A 19,966-nucleotide genomic window follows, 5' to 3' on the forward strand; every position below is an offset into this window, starting at 1 on the left:
TTCCGTGATTCTTTCCATAGGTAGTTACGCGCATAGACTCGCGGCCAGCGACCTGAGACGGTTTGTCCCCATATCGGATGGTAATTCCGGCGTAGTGTTTGCGCGCGTGCAATTTTAATCAGTTGGTTTGCTTTCTCAGTGAGTGCGCGCGCAATCAAACAAAACAGAATAACTGGGAGAACGACATGTTAAAAAACAAGCACACACTCACTGCCGTTGCGGCCCTATCGCTGTCATTGGCAGCGCCCGCAGCGATGGCAGAAGAGTTCATTACAATCGGCACCGGCGGTGTTACGGGTGTTTACTACCCGACAGGTGGCGCGATTTGCCGCTTGGTTAACAAGGGCCGTAAAGAGCACGGAATTCGCTGTTCAGTCGAATCCACAGGTGGATCTGTATACAACATCAACACCATCCGCGAAGGCGAGTTGGAGTTCGGTGTGGCGCAGTCCGATTGGCAGTACCACGCCTACAACGGCACATCCAAATTCGAGGACGCGGGTAAATTCGAAGGTCTTCGGGCTGTTTTCTCGGTTCACCCTGAACCCTTTACAGTGGTCGCGCGTGCCGATGCTGGTGTGACATCTTTCGACGATCTGAAGGGCAAGCGCATCAACATCGGGAACCCCGGTTCTGGTCAACGCGGCACAATGGAAGTTCTGCTGGCAGCCAAGGGCTGGACAACAGATGATTTCGCACTGGCAACCGAGCTGAAAGCGGCAGAGCAATCAGCGGCTTTGTGTGACAACCAGATTGATGCGATGGTCTATACCGTTGGTCACCCATCCGGTTCGATCCAAGAGGCGACGACAGCTTGCGATTCCGTTCTGGTCACTGTGGACGGCGATGCAGTCACCGGGCTTGTGGACGATAATTCATTCTACCGCACAGCCACCATTCCTGGCGGCATGTACCGCGGTAATGACGCCGAAACTGCCACTTTCGGTGTTGGTGCCACATTCGTCACATCTGCTGATGTTTCGGATGAGGCCGTATATGCGGTTGTGTCTTCGGTCTTCGAGAATATTGAGGATTTCAAAAAGCTGCACCCTGCATTTGCCAACCTTGATCCAAAGGAAATGGCCTCTGCCGGTTTGTCTGCTCCGCTGCACCCCGGTGCCGAGAAGTACTACAAAGAAAAAGGCCTGATCGACTAAGTCGGCACGCATTTTTCAGAGGGGCGTTTGCGCCCCTCTACCACGACCCAAGACAAAAATTTGCGACATCTAGATCGCAATCCAAGGGGGATTAAACATGGCTGATAAATCATCAGAGAACCGCGCTTTAAGCGAAGAAGAGCTTCAAGACCTTGTCGCGTCTTCTGACGCTGGTGCACGTAACCCGACAGGGAACATTGGCACGCTGCTCGCCATTGTTGCGGTCGTTTGGTCATTGTTTCAGGTCTTATTGGCCTCGCCTCTTTCGAATTATATTCTGCCCGGTGACGTGATCAATAACTCGCGCCAGGTTCACTTGGGTTTTGCGATCTTTTTGGCCTTCATGGCCTATCCTGCACTGAAATCCAGCCCACGCCACTACATACCCTTGCAGGATTGGTTCCTCGGGTTGTTTGGCGTGTTTACCGCCCTTTACGGCTATGTTTTCTACCAAAAGATCGTCGATGCGGGCGGTCTGGCTGATGATATGGACAAATGGTTCGCGCTTGCGGGTCTTTTGATCTTGTTTGAAGGCGCACGTCGCGCGCTTGGACCAGCTATGGCGATCATCGCGACGATCTTTTTGTGCTATGTGTTTTTCGGCTCGTCCGAGTGGGTGCCTGATGTCATCCGCTGGAAGGGTGCCTCGCTGAAAAAAGCGATGAGCCATATGTGGATCACGTCTGAAGGTGTCTTTGGTATCGCCCTTGGGGTGTCCACGAAATTCGTTTTCCTCTTTGTGCTATTCGGCGCTTTGCTCGATAAAGCCGGGGCAGGGAACTACTTTATCAAGATGGCCTTTGGCGCGTTGGGGCACCTTAAAGGTGGGCCTGCGAAGGCTGCGGTTGTTGGGTCTGCTGCGACGGGCTTGATCTCGGGTTCGTCCATCGCGAATGTGGTGACGACAGGTACGTTCACAATTCCATTGATGAAACGTGTAGGCTTTAGCTCGGAAAAAGCGGGCGCGGTTGAAGTCGCCTCCTCGGTGAACGGGCAGATTATGCCGCCTGTTATGGGCGCGGCTGCGTTCCTTATGGTCGAATACGTCGGTATTTCTTACGTCGAAGTGATCACGCACGCATTTTTGCCCGCGACAATTTCCTACATCGCTCTGGTGTATATCGTTCACCTAGAAGCTGTGAAAAACAACATGCCGACACTGGGCAACCGGGTGGTGTCGATGGGGAAAACCATTGGCGGGATGATGGCCTTTTTCATCGGTTTTGCGGCCTTGTGCTATGGGGTGCAATATCCCGTTGGCTGGATTGCTGCGGCTGCGGGCGATGCGTCTGCCATGGTGATGTCGATCCTGATTTTCGTGGCCTATGCAGTCCTGCTATGGCTCGCGGCAAGTGTTCCGGACCTGGAGCCTGATGATCCAAACGCGGCAGAGGTAGAATTGCCTGTCGTTGGTGAAATCTATCGGTCTGGTCTTTATTTCCTGCTGCCTATCATCGTCTTGGTTTACTTTTTGATGATCGAGCAGAAATCACCCGGCCTGTCAGCCTTTTGGGCAACGATGCTGTTGTTCGTGATCTTGCTGACACAACGTCCGCTCAAAGCCATCTTCCGCGGCGAAAGCGATATGGCGAATTCCTTCAAGCAAGGCGTTGGTGACCTGATCCAGGGCCTTATTGATGGCGCGCGCAACATGATCGGTATTGGCCTTGCGACAGCAACGGCGGGTGTGATCGTGGGCACTGTGACCCTTACTGGGGTAGGCCAAGTTATGGCCGATCTGGTTGAGTTCCTGTCGGGCGGCAACCTGATCCTGATGCTTGTGATGGTGGGGCTGTTGTCTCTTGTCCTTGGTATGGGTTTGCCCACGACGGCAAACTATATTGTTGTGTCATCACTTATGGCGGGTGTTGTGGTTGAGTTGGGCGCGCAGTCTGGCCTGATCGTTCCGCTGATCGCTGTGCATCTCTTTGTGTTCTACTTCGGGATCATGGCAGACGTGACGCCGCCTGTGGGGCTTGCCAGTTTTGCGGCTGCCGCAGTTTCGGGCGGGGATGCGATCAAGACAGGGTTCGTGGCGTTCTTCTATAGCCTGCGGACCGTGGCCCTGCCATTCGTGTTCATCTTCAATACCGATTTGCTGTTGATCGACGTGACGTGGATGCAAGGGATACTTGTCTTCATAACGGCGTCCATTGCGATCCTTATTTTTACGGCTGGCACAATGGGTTGGTTCCTGACCAAAAGCCGCATCTACGAAAGCATCGCCTTGATCGCGATCGCCTTTGCGTTGTTCCGTCCCGACTTTATGATGGACCGTCTGCAACCACCGTTTGAGCAAATTGAACCTGCCGGTTTCGCAACTGCACTTGGCAATGCGACCGAAGGGGATGAAATCAGGTTGGTCGTATCTGGGCCCGATTTCGACAGTGGCGAAGTGAAAGAAACCACCTTGGTTCTTCCCGTTGGTGCGGGGTCTGCTGACGAACGGATGACCGCATCGGGATTGCTTCTTTTGGAAGAAGACGGGGTTGTCAAAATGGACGAGCCATCGTTCGGATCACCTTTTTCCGACACGTTGAGCAGCTTTGACTTCTACGCGGATGAACCTGTTCAAATCGCCACGGTCAATGCGCCTGCAAACCAGATGCCAAAGGAATTGATCTTTATTCCGGCGCTGATCTTCTTGTGCTTCATCGCCTTCCTGCAACGTGCCCGCATGTCAAAAGAAGGAGTGCCAGCATGAGCAACTCAGTTTTATGTGCTGTAGATGTCAGCAATGGCGACGACGATATCAATACCATTCAGGCCGCTGCGCGTTTAGCTGGGCTGGATGGCGGACAGCTTGATGTCATCGCCGTGGTTCCTGATTTTGGACTTAGTCAGGTCGGTAGCTTCTTTAGCAAAGATCATCATGACAAGATGATTGAAGAGGCCAAAGAACATTTGAACGCCTTGGTGACCAAAGCCTTGGATGCGGATCAAAACGCAAAAGTACGCCATGTCGTTGCGACAGGGCGTGCATATGAAGAGGTTTTGAAACTGGCCGAAAGCACCAAGGCAGGCCTCATTGTTGTTGGCGCGCATACCTCTGATCTGGCGGACTACCTGCTTGGCCCGAACGCTGCGCGCGTCGTGAGACACGCAAAGTGTTCGGTTTATGTGGTTCGTTGATTAGGGCTTGGTCAAACCCGTCAAGGTAATTGGGCGATGTATGAAGAAGATAAACGGGTCAAAGCTGATGGTCCCGTTTATTTTTAACTGTTGGCAGAGTTCCAACATGCATGCATCTTTGGCAGCAATCGTGTGACACGCTTGCTGGACCTGCTTGCGGCAAAAACACTGATCGTTCGGACTGTTGCCGAATAAATAGCGAAGCGGCAGGCGGATAGTCGAAGGGGCGTAGTGTACCGTAAGCGGCTGTTCAATCAGCATATCTGCGGTGCCCGGGGGCTGACAGCCTAGAGGACATTAACACGTCCCAATTGAGCGTTTAGACGGCCCGTTCTGTGGCCGAACCTTGAACGATCACTCACACCGTCGGCTCAATCTGCGGGTTTGGCGCCACTCATTTCTTCCAAAAAGGCGCGATCTTCCCCGCTCATCTCGACGGGTTCTGCACTTGCAGCCTCATCCTCCTCGATATCGAACAGCTCCAACGCGGAATAATCCTGTTCACTCAAAGATGTATCCCCTTGGCCAAGCGCGATTTGCACACGATAGGGCAGGCCGGTGAACGTATCGCGCGCAAAGAAAACGAGGACCTCTCCGGTCCAGTTTGGCGCAGAGATCTGGTCGAAATCCGGGACGCCATAGTCGATCAGGCGTACGACGCCTTCGCTCCAGGGGGTCTCCGGATTTTCCTTGGCTATCTGCGCCTCATAGGCTGTGCGAAATGAAGCAGGGTTCTCAATGACTTGAAAGCCATCGCCCACAGCAAGGAAGTTGATGGATTGCGCCAATGGCACTGCGCCCTCGGGAACCAACAAACCCGGTGCCTCGCGGATCAACTCGGGAATCGACGCGACCTCGACGCGTGCTTCAACCACCACAGCAGGTTGCATCGCTTCGCTAAGGGTCAACTCAACCATTGGAATGTCGCTCATTTCATCACCTGCTCATTCATCAATTCAATTTTTTCCATTGGTTGTCCGTCCAGTCCCGCCCAAGTGGGCGCAATGTGCCAGGTGGTACTGTTTTCTGGAATGTCTTCGGTTCGCCCGTCAGTGGATCGGGTGCGACAATAAAATAGGTATGGCTTTCTGCCGTGCCCCAATTGGTGTCGGCAATAAAGAACTCAGGCGCATCAAGGTTTTGCATCGCATCCTTGCTCAAGGCGGCGTCTAAATCCGCAGCAATCCGTTCACATATCACCTGATTGTCTGAATTTACTGAAATGACAGCATCCATTGAAGCTTTGGTTCCGGCCTTGACTGCATCGCTGATCTCTTTGGTAGTCGCATCGGCTGCGGGGCGGTGCAGCGGAGCGTCTCGGTCCAGCAAGGCAACCCATGCAGGACGGGCACTGATCTTGGCGCGCTGCTCGGCGATGCGATCGTCATACATCTTTTGAGCTGCCACCATCGGGATTGCTTTCGTCTTGAGGTCGGCTGCCGCGTCAATCAAATGCGTCTGGATTGCAGTTTCGCGCCCTTTTTTGCTGCTGGCCTTGAGAGGTGCCAAAGACGGGTGATTGGGTTGTGCGTTAAACAGGTGCTGACCTACTGTCCCGATTTCGACCATGTCATCATCAATGCGGGCCATGCCCTGGATCACCATTTCAACCAGTTCTACGGAACGTTTGCCATCATCTTCGGCATTGCCGCTGGACGCGGGTTTGACCACGGGGGACAGTTTCTTCTTTTCCCCGTACAATGTGTTGCTGGCGCTGCCGCCGCCAGAGTCCAAAGCCCAGGGTTCGTATTTGATTTCTACGTCCACCCCATCGACTTTTTTTGTACCCAAGACAGGCGCGATCGAATCGGAAAACTGAGGTGTCGCCACAAGCGCGCGGATCTCGTCCGCCTCGGCCGAGGCGTCTTCGACGCCCGCGAAATCAATGGCAACCCGCGCTATGGCGGCTTTGTATTCAGCTTCGCTCGTGATCGGATTGCCAGTGGACTTTTCAGTGATCACATACCGGCCGGAATTGGAACTACCGTCATTCGATAACTTGATCACAGCCGTGGAATCGTAGGTGAAGGTGAATGCCTCTGCGATCTCCTTGCGCAACTTGCCCGGAGCAGCCATGCCGGACACCTTTTCTTTGCTTGCTTTGATTTTACCCTTAATGCCGCCGTCGGCTCTTGCTGCATCAACTTTGATTTCAGTGACTTTGTTGGCCAGCAATCTCGCGGGCGCTTGCGAGTGTTCTTTATGCCGCCTCGTGTTGTTTGACTTTTCTTGGCGCGCCATAGATGTGGCAAGGGAATACTCAAGACTGCGCATAATCGGGTCTTCATGCGCGGTGATCTGCGTTACCACGGGTACTTCTGGGCCGCCGTCGGGCTTGAATTTTCCTGTACCCGCCACGTCCGCATAGGCCTTCATGGTCGCAAGCGGATCCTCTACCCGCATGCGCCGCAATGGCGCTGTAGAGAAACAGGACCCCACCGGGCCCTGATCAAAGGATTTGAGCATGGAGGCCATTGTGGCCTGTTGGGCGTCTTGCTTGGTGACAGGGTCAGTTCTGCCTTTGCCCAAGGCGCGCCGCACCAGACGGCCTGACCCGCCTTCAACGGTGTCCGGCATATCGTCAAGAATGTCGTTGGCTGCGCGCGCATTGTCGGGGTCGCTGAGGAAGCCCACAGTTTCCAGCATATGAGCGTTCATGGCGGGTTGCGGGTTGCGCAGCGCGTTTGGGCTGAACAGGAGGTCGCCAATGGTGCCTGTCGCCTCGGGCGATGTCAGGTCCAGATGACCGTCGGTGATAAGTGCCCCGCCCAGCACTGACGTGCGTTTTTGCGCGCGGGCCGACACAATAGCCTTATCGCGCGCACCTTCGTCAACGGGGCGGCCCGCAGCGGTGGCTTTAAGTGCGAATTCCTGGGTGATCGTGGCGTCGATCATCAATTCGCCCGTTGGGTCCGGTACAAGGTGGCGGCCCGACATTAGGTAGGCGTCGAGGCGTTCGAAATATTCCGGGCCGACATTGCCGCCCATCTGGACCAGTTGTTCGGCGTAGACGTCGCGCCGTGCCTCCGGCAGGGTTGCGCCCGATAGGGCGGCAAAGCCGGTTTCCTGCGCGGAAATCACGCTTGGCAATCCTCTGGCCATGGCGTTTGGATCGATCACCGAAGTGGTCAACTCTGCGGTCTTGGATGCGAGTTCGGGGTTGCGTGCAAAGCTTTCGATCAAGGCTTGGGCGGCATCATCGTCCAGCGCCTTGCTGGAGTTTGGTGACAAGATGCCGAGGTTAAGAGCACCCTCGAGCGCCAGTTTCCCGCGTGCGGCTTTTTCATACGATTGGGCCTGCGAAACACGTATGTCTGCGCGTTGCAGGTCGTCTTCGGCACCCTGTAGTGCAGCCAAAACCTCGGGGCTTTCGCCGTCGCGCGCAATCCGCGCTTTGATGGCCTCGGCCCTTTGACTTGCGGACTCTCGTTCGGCTTGGCAAGTCGTTATCGCTTGGTTTGCTTCGGTTAAGAGCTGCGGTGTGACTGCTGTATCACCCAAAACTGCTGCGAACCCGTCCAGAACACCTTTGGCTGCGTTGGACGCGCCGGGGTATTTCGTTGCAATTCCTTCTGCTTTGTTGTGCCGCGCCGGGTCAGGGGGGGCACCCGTCGCGATGACTTCCATTGCCCGATCAAACGGCGCTTCGACGGGCATGCGTGCAGCCTGTGCTGCGACAAACTTCTTGAGCGCGCTCAAAATTTCTTCGGCGCGGTCCAGCTTGTCGGTCTGCACCACAGCGGAAAACGCCTCGGTCAATCTGTTCATCTGTTCAAGACCGGAAGGCACGCCGCGTGCATTCAGTGCGATTATTGTGTCCGCTATTGTACCAAGGTCAAGCAGCAACGTTTCACGGCGTGCCTGCAATGCGTCTGCACTCGGCGGCGGAGCGGGCTGTGTTTGGGGTGGGGCATCGGCAGGAAGTTCAGGCGGCGCTGGAATAGCCTCAGCGGCAGAGATCGCAGTTTCCAATTTTGCGAACTCAATCCCCGCTTGGATGAGGTCAGTATCAATCAATCCATTTACGACGGCCAGTTGTTCGGCCAATTTGACGGCCTGTGTCCGACTGACCGCCGCGATTTCGCGGATCGAACCGGTTGCGGTTTGGATCTTTGCCTGAAGGGCTGCGCGTTCGTCTTCGACGCTTAGTGCATCGCTCATGCCGAGGTCTGCTTCTTCGGCCTCGCTCAGCGCGTCACGCATGTCGGCCGCGGCTTCTTCGTCCGCGGACAGAACATCTCGGAACTCTGAATGAAGTGCTTCTATGTTCAAGAAAGTCTTAAGAAACGCTCTTTGTTCTTCTGTGAGGTCGGTCAAATCCATGTCCACGTCCAAAATTTACGCTTTTTCAACCTACGCAGCATTAGACGCCAATTCAAACTGTGTTCTTACTTTCTGTCTTTTAGGTTCAGGACTCATAATCAGAATATGACGGTGGCAGCGAGGGCGATTGCCGACAGGAAGACCTTGGGGCATCGATCATACCGAGTTGAAACGCGCCGTCAGTCTTTGTGCCTGCCGAACATCCGTTTGATACGATTGCGGCGTCTGTATCGGCGCTTGTCATATCTGACGACCTTTTTGCAAGACTCACGCCCTGGAATACAAAGCCGTGCCCCCCTTTCTATCAAAGCTTCGCGGAGCTATTCAGCATCTGGCAGATCCCCAAGTAAGGCCATGGCGCCAGTGTAATCGTTGACTTGACTGGCAGTGATGAAGAAGCGAATAGGGCGCTCGCTTGTACTCGGTAACGGTGTGCGACTTTGTATTCATGCCGCCTTTCGTTTGCCCGATCAGGCGCCCACACCCCCTTTTTTCAACCCTAGACTTGAGGCCGTGCGATGTGCTTTTAGATAGGCTGCGTCTATCGATATGGTCTTGTTTTCGGGAACTTCTGCCGCCAATCTATTCATGATCGCGGCAAATACATCTAAATCACGCCAACGCTTCCAACGATTATACAACGTCTTTGATGGGACATATGCGGCAGGCGCATCATGCCACCGTAACCTATTGCGATTGATGAATATATTACCGCTCAATGCGCGTCTGTCATGAACGCGCAGTTGCCCGCGGTTCTTTGGAAAAAAACGGTCGAAGGCGCACTACCTGCGCCTCTGTCAGCCAATAAAGTTTGCTCATCAGTCCTCCCCCCCGATCAATGAAAGCCGTGAATCATGACAACAATTCAACATCAAGCCGGTTAATGGGTCCTGACCCAACGGCTGTTTCTTGGGGTAAATGTAAAAACCGCCTGCAAGGGTGATTATGCAACTTTAAGGTGGTTTTCCTTGCAGTGACGACCTAAATTTCAATCTAATCCTATTCGGCAATCACAGAGAGTTTTTGATGACTGTAATCACAACAACGATTAATCAGCTGCAGCGTTACGACACGATCATTAACCAACCTCTTGACCTTTCCGTGGATACCGCGGCTTTCGACGTTGCCCAAACTATATTTGGTTCTTCTCAGGGCGGTGCTCCAATTTTTGGACCGGACTCAATTGCCTTTTTGTCCGGTGGCGTCTTGAACAGAGTCGGCGGTTTGAATTTACCCACCGGCGGGAGCGAAACCGCCAGACTACTTGCTGCTCTGACTGAGATTAACGCTGAGCGCTTCTCTTCAATCGAAGTGACGCAAAATGGTCAGCCTGTTTTTGAATCCAGTTTCAATGGTTCAACGGTCTTTCAGTTTATTGATGGGCAGACAGTTATAATCGAAACCTCAGACACTGTGACTTCGCTGGACTGGCTAGCTCTCTCAGACATTGTATTGGTGGATATCGGCGACGTTATTACCGGTGATTTTTCGGGGTCTTTAAGCGCATTTCTGAACCTGGTCGACCAGTTTGATATCACAGATATCACGATTGAGCGCGGGGGCGACACACTTGTCGACATCGAGTTGACAAGCACACAACATACCGCCCGGATCGGAGTGGTTGAATTTGACATTGAGGGCAGACTTGACCCGAATCTGGCCACTGTCTTGACGGATCTGCCTGACACGACTGGAAACAGTCTTGGGGCTTGGCTGAGTGGCTCTTTTCCAAACCTCGACAGTGCAACGATTTCTGAAAGTGGCGCGGGCGGCCTGTTTTCCGTAACTGGAGGGGCATCTAACGACCCTGTGACATGGCAAGTCGGTGATCAAGTGTTTGACGCTGTTTACTTGCCCTCAGAATTTCATGGTACGTTTACATCGAATGAACGACGCTTGGTCCTCGAGAGCGACGCGAACGATGTCGTAGACATAGTTTCAGGGTCTGGGCAGTATTTTCTGTTCACCGGCGATGACAGGTTGAATGGCGGATCCGGAGAAGAACAGGTGTTCGGCGGTGACGGCAACGATACAGTTATCGGCAACGGCGGCAATGACGACCTGCGCGGCGGCAATGGCAATGACAGCATCAATGCAGGTAGCGGCGATGACACAATCACAGGCGGGAACGGGCGCGATCTGGTCTTTTTGAACCAAGGCGATGATCTGTTCATCGACAGCGCTCAAAACGATGCGTTTGGGCAAGACACCGTCTTTGCTGGCAACGGTAATGACACGATCCAAGGCGGCGGCGGCAACGATGAATTTGCTGGCGGAGATGGGGATGACAGCATCGATGCCGGGTTCGGTGCGGACGAAGTCCTTGGCGGTAGCGGAGCCGATACTATCAACGCAGGCGGCGGGGCTGACACGGTCACAGGCGGCAACGGGCGCGATCTGGTGTTTCTCAATCTAGGCAACGACTTGTTCATAGATAGTGCACAAAGCAATGCGTCTGGACAGGACACGGTCTTTGCTGGCGGTGGCAACGACACCATCTTAGGTGGCGGCGGTGACGATGAATTCGCGGGTGGCGATGGCAATGACAGCATCAACGCAGGCCTTGGCGCAGACGAAGTGTTTGGCGGTCGCGGCAATGATAGCATCAACGCAGGCGACGGAAACGACACTGTCACGGGCGGCAATGGGCGTGATCTTGTGTTCCTGAACGAGGGCGACGACCTATTCATCGACAACAACCAAGGCGATGCATTCGGGCGAGACACTGTATTTGCGGGCAATGGGAATGACACGATCCAAGGCGGCAGCGGCAACGATGAATTTGCTGCCGGTAATGGCAACGACAGCATCGACGCAGGCCTTGGCGCGGATGAAGTATTTGGCGGCAAGGGCGCTGACACCATCAACGCAGGCGGTGGCAACGACACGGTGACAGGCGGCAATGGGCGCGATTTTGTGTTCCTGAATCAAGGCGATGACCTGTTCATCGACAACGCGCAAAGTAATGCGTTCGGGCAGGACACGGTATTTTCCGGCAATGGCAATGACACCATCCAAGGCGGAGGCGGTAACGACCGGTTCTTTGGCGAAGGCGGAGCCGATGTGATCAACGGTGGGGCTGGCAATGATACGTTAACAGGCGGCGATGGAGTGGACACGTTCATCTTTGAAGCAAGTGATGCAGTGACGGGCGTAGATTTGGTGACAGATTACGACTTAGGCACGGATGTGCTGGAAGTGTTGGGCGCCACGCCTGCCGACATCGCAAGCATCTATGACGCGGGCACAAATACGATCACAGTTGCCATTTCTGGCGTGGATGCTTTTGTGCTGCAAAGCAATGAGGACCTCAGCTTGTTCGGGCTGGATGACATCACTATCATTTAGGCCGGATGCAAAGGTCTAGATGCAGTCACGGATGATTTCTGCACGGGTGCCGCGTCAGTCTTTGTTCTCGCTGATAATGGGATGCCGCTAACTAATGGCGACACACAACACAGGCACAAAAGTCTGGCCACTGGCTAGTGGTCGAACAAAGACATTTTAGGACCAATGGTTGTCCACGCACTTCATGCTTCAGGCCGTGACTTGGGCCACGCTTTACGGTTGCGAGAAACCTAACAAGGGCAAGGAAATTTATACCCACCTTTGAGGCCGTAAGTACGGAAATTTCTAAAGTATTGAAAACAAAACCATTATTGGATCACGCCACCTTGGAGAAGAAATCAGCAACCAGCCTCGCTTGCGGGACACTTTTCGTTGAATTGAGGCGCAATATCTGTGAGGCGAAACGACTTGAGGCAGCCGCCCAAGAGGCGAAAGATTCTGCATTGCTGAAAGGCACGCTCAGAGCGATGTCTGACCGGTCTCACGGAGATTTCCAAAGTTCATTCCGAAGGGAGCGCCAAAACGAAACCTGAGTAACGCAAGAAACAAGTGCAGCGATTTAGAAGAACTGACACGCATAAAGCCGTGGCCGTTGGATTGGCAACGATTGTCAAAGTTGACCTGAGAGGATGTGCAGAACTGGCATGGAGCGCTACGAAAGGAGGGAGTTGCCGCTGGAGATCGTGCGGCGTGAGAAGAATGATATGAATGCTGTCGTAACCCCTCACACGCATCACAACAGGCAAAGCTTCGGGGTTTTTTGTTCCGCCCGCCCACCTAAATAACAGCGGAATGATCAAGTCGCGGCCAAAAGTGAGTGGGTAAATAATCGGAACTAGTGCTGGCAACTCCCTTTTTCGGGGAAAACGCTGTCTTCATCCGTTTGCATTCAAACTTACGGTGCGGTTTTCGGAACAGAGATCGGCCGAATTTACAAAACCATCTGGCTCCTGTGACTATTCACAAACAGAGCATTGGGATTCCAATTGTGAACCTGACCGACGATGAATCAACGTTGGTCTTTTCGATCATGCATGACCTGAGTGGTGAGTTCGATCACTCAGAGGTACGGTAACGGGTTGGGTAAAAGTTGCTTGATCTTCTCAAGGCGGATCATTTTGCATCTTATGTTTGGGATGATGCCAGTCAGGAATTCGTATCCTGTGTGCAGCTCAACATGTCAGATGACAACTTGCGCAGTTACGAGGGCTATTTCCAGTTTCACGATCCGATCACACCCATATTGCAGAAGCGTCGCAAAGCGACGCCGGTCAGCGAAGTCATGCGTCATGATCGATTGGTAAGGACCGAGTTTTTCAATGATTTCTTAAAACAAGATGGCCTTTGCTATGGGCTAAATTATTTTGCATTCGATCGGGGCGACAACATTGGTGACCTGCGTATTTGGCGTGGTGCCAATCGTGAGGATTTCACCCAACGAAATGCTCAGATTGTCGATGCAATTGGACCCAGTCTAATGAATGCTTTGATCCGCGCACGTAATAACACCACCAATGCACCCTCGTTGCGGTTTTCCCAAATAGCCCCAGGTATTGGATTGACGGTGCGCGAGGCCGAGGTCGCTGATCTACTTGTTACTGGCCAAACTGATGACGAGATTTGTGGGAAACTGGGGTTTTCCAAACCGACATTGCGCACCCACATTGCATCAATCTTCAGGAAGTCAGGCCTGAATAGACGGTCGCAACTGGCGCTTTTTCTTGCCGAACAAAATCATCATTTGTGATGATAGCCTAAGCAGCATCGCCGCTTCTATTTCCGTCGTTGGCAGTTTTTTGGGTGGGGCGGCTCCTTACCTGAAGTCTGTCACAATGGGCACAGGCCTATGATCCGTCGGTCATGATGGGGTTTAACGTAGAAAAGCTGAGGCCAAGGTCTTCTATGCGGGACAAAGCCGTCATTAGCTATATCCTACCGAACGTCTGGTAATGCGCAACATTCCAACTTATTTTCGCGATATCCGCCTGAATATGCCCGGCGATGATCCTGTGACTCGCTTGAATGCACGATTGAAAGCATTCACGTCCGTGTACCCAGTTTTCTGTGCTATCTCATCAAGTGTTAACTCCCCATCTTCGAGAAGTTGCCGGGCTACTTGTACCCGCCAGGTCACGATGTAGTTTATTGGGGTCATCCCAAGGGCAGTTTTGAAATAGACCGCGAAAGCCGTTCTCGAAAGACCGCATAGTTTTGCGAGACTTTCGACCGTCCAAGCCGCGGTCGGGTCTTCATGAATCTCGTTGAGAACATTGTGAAGTCGCGGATCAGAAAGGGTATTCAGGCGGCCATCTGGCAAAATCTCACGTTCTATCCAGTGATGGATTGCGTAAATGCATAGGATTTCAGTAAGTCTGTTTAGAACAGCTTTGTGCGGTGCGGTCTCTCTGGACAGCTCCGCCTCGACAAGCCGCACAATCAACCCGATCTTGTCCTGCCTTTTTCCTACATTTCGACGTTCTATCAGCATAGACGGAAGTTGCGAAATCAAGGCGGGCGGCGCGGTACTACTCATCTTGAAATACCCGCATAATATGCTGGTTTGGTGCTGCTCCTTATTCAAACGCTCAAATACCGGGCCGATTTCCGCATCGGGAATGTTGTGTAGAGTTTCGTTCTGTGCGTTCGGTCTTTCTCTAAGAGCGTGTTTCCTGCCATTTGGAATGATGACGAACTCACCAGCGTCAACGCGTTCGCGCTTTTCTTTCCCTGGTAACTCAATCCAGGTTGAGCCGGACAAAACCAGGTGGAACCTCGCCAGATTTTGATGTTCGTCAACAACCATGTTCCACGCTGGATCAAGGTTCTTGCCAATGTAGGCTGCCCCTTTGACCCGTATTAGGTCGAGTAGTTTCGAAGTTACTTCAGACATGCATGGACCATACGCAAAATTTAACCACAGCCAACCGGCGAATTCACTGCCTGTACGATCTGCAAGAAAACAAGAACGCTGCGCCATATCATATGGCAACACATTGGGCAAAGTTGGAGACGTTCGCCGGAGCCAACACTCCCGCAACTTCCGCAATAACTCCGAAAGGGAAAACATGAAATTGGTATCAAGCTTTACTTTGGCGCTGGGACTCGGAGTCGCAATCCTAGCAGTAAACCAGACTTCTACGCCTGCGCTTGCTCAGGACTCGGCTGATTGGAAACCGAAATGGACTGACGGTGGGGAACTGATCCTGCCCGAAGGTTATCGTGAATGGGTATATCTTGGGTCGCCTTTGACCCCCAATGCGCTGAACGGTGGGCAGGCTGGTTTCCCTGAGTATCACAACGTTTACGTGCATCCTTCGGCATATGCGATCTATAAAGAAACCAAAGAGTTTCCCGAAGGCACAATTCTGTTGAAAGAACTTCAACTGACTATGGAAGCTCAGGAAGATGACGGATCGCGCTCTGAGGTGTCTGGCCGTGGATATTTCCCCGGTGCATTCAACGGCATCGATATCTCGGTGAAGGACTCGACGCGGTTCTCCGAAAGCCAAAATTGGGGGTTCTTCAATTTCGGTCACCACGCTCCGCCTTATGCCGCGACGGCAGCTGCAGCACCCGTCGAAGGATGTGCACAATGCCACATTGATAACGCCGACGAAGACATGGTCTTTTCGCGCTTTTATCAGGTTCTAGGCACCCACTAAGCCAAGCTAGTTAAGAGGATGACCCGGCATTCTAACGCTGGGTCATCTTCCCCCGAATCTTTGTCAATTCCAGCGTCGTCTACCCCTCAGTTTGACGTGGTTAACATGTTTCTACTCAAGGAAGAAAAACACAATGGACCTTGATCAGTTTGCCGAGCGACAGCTGGATATTTTGCGAGGCGAAGGCAATTATAGAGAATTTGCGGATCTGGAGCGACACGCAGGTTCGTTTCCAAACGCCTCTCGACACAGGAACGACGACAGTTCCCAGCAGATCAAAGTCTGGTGTTCAAATGACTATCTTGGGATGGGGCAACATCCCAAAACCATCGAGGCAATGACGCAGGCCCTTGCCCAGTACGGCGCTGGTGCAGGTGGCACACGGAATATTTCCGGCACCACGCATCATCACGTCCTGCTGGAACGCGAACTTGCCGATCTGCATGGGAAACCTGCAGCACTGGTGCTGACTTCAGGTTATGTCGCCAATTGGTCTACACTCGGCACGCTGGCCGCACGTTTGCCTGATTGTACCGTGTTCTCTGACAGCATGAATCACGCTTCGATGATCGAAGGAATCCGCCATTCCAGAGCGGCCAAGAAAATCTGGCGCCACAATGATGTAGAGCATCTCGACGAACTTTTGTCGCAAACCGATGCGGACACGACCAAAATTGTGGCCTTTGAATCCGTATACTCAATGGACGGAGATATCTGTCCGATGAAAGAGATATTGGATGTTTGCGATAAACACGGTGCGATCTCCTACCTCGACGAGGTGCATGCCGTGGGTCTTTATGGCCCCCGCGGCGCTGGGATCGCGGAACAACGCGGCCTTATGGATCGTGTTGACATCATCCAGGGCACGTTGGGCAAAGCCTTTGGTGTGATGGGGGGGTACATCGCAAGCTCGCATAGTGTCGTCGATTTTGTGCGATCCTTTGCATCTGGATTTATCTTCTCGACAGCTTTGCCCCCGGCTTTAGCAGCAGGGGCATGCGCATCGATCAAGCACCTCAAAGTCAGCAATTCCGAGCGGGAAGGGCAGCGCGCCAATGTACGTGCTCTTCGCGAACGTCTCGAGGAATTGGGCATCCCGCACCTGCGAAACGAAAGCCACATCGTCCCGGTGATCATAGGAGATGCGCGCAAGTGTAAACTTATCTGTGACACGTTACTTGAGACGCACGGTATCTATGTTCAACCCATCAATTATCCAACCGTCCCCGAAGGGACTGAACGTTTGCGCATTACACCCGGACCATACCACTCAGCACAAGACATCGATATGCTTGTGACGGCAATCGGCAGTATTTGGTCAGAATGCGCGTTGTCTTCATTTGATGCCTCGGCGACCAAGACCAATACACCGGCAAATGTCTAGGATGGTTTTTTGACGGACATGTGCGACTTGATCGAAGGAAAGACCTTATGAAATTTGACGTCAAAGCTGCCAGCATTTTGTCCTTCGCGTTATTTGCATTCACGCCGATGGCTCTAGCACAGATGGGCGCACCGACCAATCGCTGCGATGCAAAGCCGCGCGCAGGGATTGACTGGCATGGCTGTGACTTGTCTCACCAGGACTTGTCGGGTGTGGACCTGCAAGGGGCCAATTTGCAGGGGGCCAAGTTGTCAGCTGCCAAGTTGCGAGGGGCAAACCTTTCGAAATCGGACCTGCGAGAAGCGGAACTTCTTGGCGCGGATCTTCAAAATGTTGATTTTTCGGGCGCTGATCTGCGTGGAGCGTTTTTGACAAAAGCGCAACTAGGGAACAACAACTTCGAAGGCACGCTGCTGGAAGGTGCGTATTTTAACAACTTTCAAGTTTGTGCCGTCGGCTCGGTGGGTGCCTGTAAGTGATTTTGCGCCGCCGGTGGTTGAAAATTGCCGGACTCACCGCAGCATCCATACTAACACTACCCGTGTCCTCACTCGCGAAAATAAATCACGGAAACGTCCTCCAACATGCATCGGACAAGACAGGGTTTTATTCGAATTCATATCTGATCGAGGGCACGAACAGCTGCGTTCTGATTGATGCCCATCTTAATCACGATGAAGCAGCCGATCTGACGGACCTCATCAGTAAGATCAGGAAGCCGTTAGAGGCGATCGTGATCACGCATACGCATCCTGATCACTACCTTGGTCTGCAGCACCTGATGCCACGTTGGCCGGATACCGCCATTCGAAGTGCAAAAATGAACTTGGACATAATCCGGACGACTGTGGCGGATTGGGGGCCGATCTCAAACCCGCTTATCCCGTTGGACGAAGGCCTGCTTTCTTTGGCCGGCAGGGTATTTGAGTGCCTTTTGCTCCCTGACGCGGAAAGCGTTGCGCCCGTGGTTTTGTACGAGGCCGATAGTAAGACCCTCATTGCTGGCGATCATGTTCTCAATGGCCAACATCTGTGGCTCGCGGAGGGGCGACTAGATGCATGGCGGCGCAATCTGAAAACCATCTCAGACAACAGGTTGATCGAAACTGTCTTACCCGGACATGGGGCGGTCGGAGGCCCAGAGTTATTCGCGGCAACGGATGCCTATTTGCGGAATTTCTTGGACCTGAAGTCGCAAAGTCTGACGGCCGTAGAGTTGCGGCAAGAAATGCTGAAACGTTACCCTTTTCATGTTTTCACGGAAGCTTTGGATAGCAGCATCCGGGCCCATCTGTAGTCAAACAGGGCTTATTCCTTTTTCGGACTGGAACACGCAATGCAGACGTTCGAACGTGTTCTGCGGGAAAAGCGGGATGACATCCCTGCAGCATTTAAGTCCATTTGCGATGCGGACCTATAGCCCTCAGGTGAATTCAATGTCTGCTTAGAGGTAAGTTGCGGCCTTATGTATCAAACGCACCAAGATTTACCCAACAATATCAGCTAGATTCCTCGTATGGAACACACGATATTCGGACTGATCAAAAAACGTGGCGAAATAGCAGGCCAGCACAAGGTTGCCCTAAAGGCCGCTGATGACCTTAAGGCCGATCTGGACGCCATAGACCGCGCACTGGTGCTGTGTGGCTACGAGGACGACCCCAAGGGCATAGCGCCCCGTGGCAAGTACAAGCAGCTATTCGGGCGCAATGAGTTAAAGCTGACAGTCATCAACGCGCTGCGGGCTGCACCTGCGGATGATGAGGCGATAGCGGCTCAGATCATCGCGGATAAGGGCTGGGGCGATGATACCCGCGCCGATGTGCTAAAGCGGGTGCGCCACGCGTTACAGAGGGCGCAGAAGGACGGGCATGTGGTGCAGGACTTTGGGCCGGATGGGTGCTTGTGGCGGGCGGCTGATCTCTAAGGGTACTTAGATTATGGACGTCCGTTAAGTACCTCTAATACCGCGTTATTCTTAGAGACCCAAGAATGCGTAACATCACACCTCCAAGAGATGAGCTCTAGCGCATAATCATACTCTCTGCGTAAATCGCGCGCGAATATTGGCTCATGGTGGGCGATTCTGTTACGCAGTTCTCTGATCGCCCCTACTTGAGAGAAAGCTTGGCCCCTGAGGTCGCGGAAGTCCCTCGCGAGAGGAGCCTTGCCGAACGTAGACCCGAAGTAGGGCTTCCAAATTACCTCATCGTGCCTAGCGGTGAACATTTTTTCCCAAAAAGCAAACTTTAGATCGGCGATCACTTTACCCGGGGTTGGTTTTTGTTGATGGCTTAGCAGTTCCCGCCGTGGATTAAACCTGCCTTTGTTTGCGAGGCTAACATGAAAAGCGCCACTAAACGGCCAATCGCTACTGTAAGATTTTGATATAGCCTCAGAAATTGTGTTTCTGAGGCAGATTTCAAGAATGCTCAGAACCGGTAAAAAGGCAGAGGATGCTCGAATATTCCAGTCATAAAGGCGCATTGCTTCGACGCTATTCCCGTCAGAAGCGCTCAGGTAGGTTGAAAATCTAGGCTCCGATATTACGTTGCTTATCGCACTAACTTCTTCTTCAGAAAACAATATGCCTATGTCCCTGCCACAAAAAAACCAAATTTCATTAATTGACAGTTAATCATTTCAGAGGATAAGTATAGCCCATACGACGCGTTGGGTCGCGGGCGACATGTCACCCCAGCCGCCTTAAGTTACTGGAAAGGCTCGCATTTTGTGAGCCTTTTTTGTTTTATGCCGTCCGCTGCCAGTAACCCTTCCAGTTGCGCGACACAGGCGCATCCATCGCGTTAGACACAACAATCCGCGCCAGCGTGCCGTTGTCGGTGCGGCGGTTGTCTTCCAACCATGCAGAGTGGTTCGCATATTGGTGCAGGTACTTAGGCGAAACGCCGTGGTGCTGGCCTTGGATCATGTTGCGCAGGCGGGAAAAGAAGCTCTCA

The 19,966-nt window shown here is 53.0% G+C and carries 14 protein-coding genes and 1 pseudogene; 10 read left to right on the forward strand and 5 right to left on the reverse strand.

Features of this window, described 5'->3' with window-relative positions; all coding sequences use genetic code 11:
- Positions 1–185: 185 nt before the first annotated feature.
- From ABJF76_RS17960 to ABJF76_RS17970, 3 genes are all read left to right on the forward strand, one after another.
- Positions 186–1,157: a TAXI family TRAP transporter solute-binding subunit gene (locus ABJF76_RS17960; protein WP_413821935.1), complete on the forward strand. Its 972-nt coding sequence runs from the start codon at positions 186–188 to the stop codon at positions 1,155–1,157.
- Between the two features lie 97 nt (positions 1,158–1,254).
- Positions 1,255–3,861 (forward strand): TRAP transporter permease, encoded by a 2,607-nt coding sequence (locus ABJF76_RS17965; RefSeq protein ID WP_413821936.1) that lies wholly within the window; start codon positions 1,255–1,257, stop codon positions 3,859–3,861.
- On the forward strand, positions 3,858–4,289 hold the full coding sequence (locus tag ABJF76_RS17970; protein ID WP_413821937.1) for a universal stress protein: 432 nt from the start codon (positions 3,858–3,860) through the stop codon (positions 4,287–4,289). Before ABJF76_RS17965 ends, ABJF76_RS17970 begins: the two co-directional genes overlap by 4 nt.
- 371 nt (positions 4,290–4,660) lie before the next feature.
- Here the strand turns inward: ABJF76_RS17970 and ABJF76_RS17975 are convergent, their stop codons facing one another.
- The 3 genes and pseudogenes from ABJF76_RS17975 to ABJF76_RS17985 all read right to left on the reverse strand — a co-directional run bounded on the left by ABJF76_RS17975 (position 4,661) and on the right by ABJF76_RS17985 (position 9,431).
- Positions 4,661–5,221, reverse strand: coding sequence for a hypothetical protein (locus ABJF76_RS17975; protein ID WP_413821938.1), 561 nt, complete (start codon positions 5,219–5,221; stop codon positions 4,661–4,663).
- A 19-nt stretch (positions 5,222–5,240) separates the two neighbouring features.
- On the reverse strand, positions 5,241–8,612 hold the full coding sequence (locus ABJF76_RS17980; RefSeq protein ID WP_413821939.1) for a hypothetical protein: 3,372 nt from the start codon (positions 8,610–8,612) through the stop codon (positions 5,241–5,243).
- Between the two features lie 98 nt (positions 8,613–8,710).
- A pseudogene (locus ABJF76_RS17985) lies at positions 8,711–9,431 on the reverse strand (IS5 family transposase).
- A gap of 207 nt (positions 9,432–9,638) precedes the next feature.
- On the opposite strand from ABJF76_RS17985, the gene ABJF76_RS17990 reads away from it, so the two are divergent.
- Together ABJF76_RS17990 and ABJF76_RS17995 are read left to right on the forward strand one after the other, a co-directional pair.
- Entirely contained in the window at positions 9,639–11,960 is a 2,322-nt protein-coding gene (locus tag ABJF76_RS17990; protein ID WP_413821940.1) for a calcium-binding protein, read from the forward strand.
- 1,177 nt (positions 11,961–13,137) lie between these two features.
- Positions 13,138–13,707 carry a response regulator transcription factor gene (locus ABJF76_RS17995; protein ID WP_413822423.1) on the forward strand — a complete coding sequence of 190 codons (570 nt, stop codon included), beginning with the start codon at positions 13,138–13,140 and terminating at the stop codon, positions 13,705–13,707.
- 219 nt (positions 13,708–13,926) lie between these two features.
- On the opposite strand, the gene ABJF76_RS18000 is transcribed toward ABJF76_RS17995, so the two are convergent.
- Positions 13,927–14,850: a cupin domain-containing protein gene (locus tag ABJF76_RS18000; protein WP_413821942.1), complete on the reverse strand. Its 924-nt coding sequence runs from the start codon at positions 14,848–14,850 to the stop codon at positions 13,927–13,929.
- A gap of 175 nt (positions 14,851–15,025) precedes the next feature.
- Here ABJF76_RS18000 and ABJF76_RS18005 point away from each other — a divergent pair, with 175 nt between their 5' ends.
- The 5 genes from ABJF76_RS18005 (at position 15,026) to ABJF76_RS18025 (ending at position 18,933) form a co-directional block, all read left to right on the forward strand.
- Positions 15,026–15,622, forward strand: a complete 597-nt coding sequence (locus ABJF76_RS18005) for a cytochrome P460 family protein (RefSeq protein WP_413821943.1) — start codon at positions 15,026–15,028, stop codon at positions 15,620–15,622.
- A 133-nt stretch (positions 15,623–15,755) separates the two neighbouring features.
- Positions 15,756–17,006, forward strand: coding sequence for a 5-aminolevulinate synthase (hemA, locus tag ABJF76_RS18010; protein WP_413821944.1), 1,251 nt, complete (start codon positions 15,756–15,758; stop codon positions 17,004–17,006).
- A gap of 47 nt (positions 17,007–17,053) precedes the next feature.
- Positions 17,054–17,485 carry a pentapeptide repeat-containing protein gene (locus tag ABJF76_RS18015; RefSeq protein WP_413821945.1) on the forward strand — a complete coding sequence of 144 codons (432 nt, stop codon included), beginning with the start codon at positions 17,054–17,056 and terminating at the stop codon, positions 17,483–17,485.
- Positions 17,482–18,303 carry an MBL fold metallo-hydrolase gene (locus ABJF76_RS18020; protein ID WP_413821946.1) on the forward strand — a complete coding sequence of 274 codons (822 nt, stop codon included), beginning with the start codon at positions 17,482–17,484 and terminating at the stop codon, positions 18,301–18,303. Before ABJF76_RS18015 ends, ABJF76_RS18020 begins: the two co-directional genes overlap by 4 nt.
- 219 nt (positions 18,304–18,522) lie before the next feature.
- On the forward strand, positions 18,523–18,933 hold the full coding sequence (locus tag ABJF76_RS18025; RefSeq protein ID WP_413821947.1) for a hypothetical protein: 411 nt from the start codon (positions 18,523–18,525) through the stop codon (positions 18,931–18,933).
- A gap of 822 nt (positions 18,934–19,755) precedes the next feature.
- Here the strand turns inward: ABJF76_RS18025 and ABJF76_RS18030 are convergent.
- Positions 19,756–19,966 (reverse strand): transposase (locus ABJF76_RS18030; protein ID WP_413821948.1); only part of this gene is annotated, 211 nt, incomplete at its 5' end.

The sequence above is a fragment of the Tateyamaria sp. genome (genome assembly GCF_039940735.1).
GTDB lineage: Bacteria > Pseudomonadota > Alphaproteobacteria > Rhodobacterales > Rhodobacteraceae > Tateyamaria.

What these genes read in the sequence shown, in the direction of transcription:
- ABJF76_RS17960 (WP_413821935.1), top strand. Translation starts at nt 186, where the DNA reads ATGTTAAAAAACAAGCACACACTCACTGCCGTTGCGGCCCTATCGCTG.
- ABJF76_RS17965 (WP_413821936.1), top strand. Translation starts at nt 1,255, where the DNA reads ATGGCTGATAAATCATCAGAGAACCGCGCTTTAAGCGAAGAAGAGCTT.
- ABJF76_RS17970 (WP_413821937.1), top strand. Translation starts at nt 3,858, where the DNA reads ATGAGCAACTCAGTTTTATGTGCTGTAGATGTCAGCAATGGCGACGAC.
- ABJF76_RS17975 (WP_413821938.1), bottom strand. Translation starts at nt 5,221, where the DNA reads ATGAGCGACATTCCAATGGTTGAGTTGACCCTTAGCGAAGCGATGCAA.
- ABJF76_RS17980 (WP_413821939.1), bottom strand. Translation starts at nt 8,612, where the DNA reads ATGGATTTGACCGACCTCACAGAAGAACAAAGAGCGTTTCTTAAGACT.
- ABJF76_RS17990 (WP_413821940.1), top strand. Translation starts at nt 9,639, where the DNA reads ATGACTGTAATCACAACAACGATTAATCAGCTGCAGCGTTACGACACG.
- ABJF76_RS17995 (WP_413822423.1), top strand. Translation starts at nt 13,138, where the DNA reads ATGTCAGATGACAACTTGCGCAGTTACGAGGGCTATTTCCAGTTTCAC.
- ABJF76_RS18000 (WP_413821942.1), bottom strand. Translation starts at nt 14,850, where the DNA reads ATGTCTGAAGTAACTTCGAAACTACTCGACCTAATACGGGTCAAAGGG.
- ABJF76_RS18005 (WP_413821943.1), top strand. Translation starts at nt 15,026, where the DNA reads ATGAAATTGGTATCAAGCTTTACTTTGGCGCTGGGACTCGGAGTCGCA.
- hemA (WP_413821944.1), top strand. Translation starts at nt 15,756, where the DNA reads ATGGACCTTGATCAGTTTGCCGAGCGACAGCTGGATATTTTGCGAGGC.
- ABJF76_RS18015 (WP_413821945.1), top strand. Translation starts at nt 17,054, where the DNA reads ATGAAATTTGACGTCAAAGCTGCCAGCATTTTGTCCTTCGCGTTATTT.
- ABJF76_RS18025 (WP_413821947.1), top strand. Translation starts at nt 18,523, where the DNA reads ATGGAACACACGATATTCGGACTGATCAAAAAACGTGGCGAAATAGCA.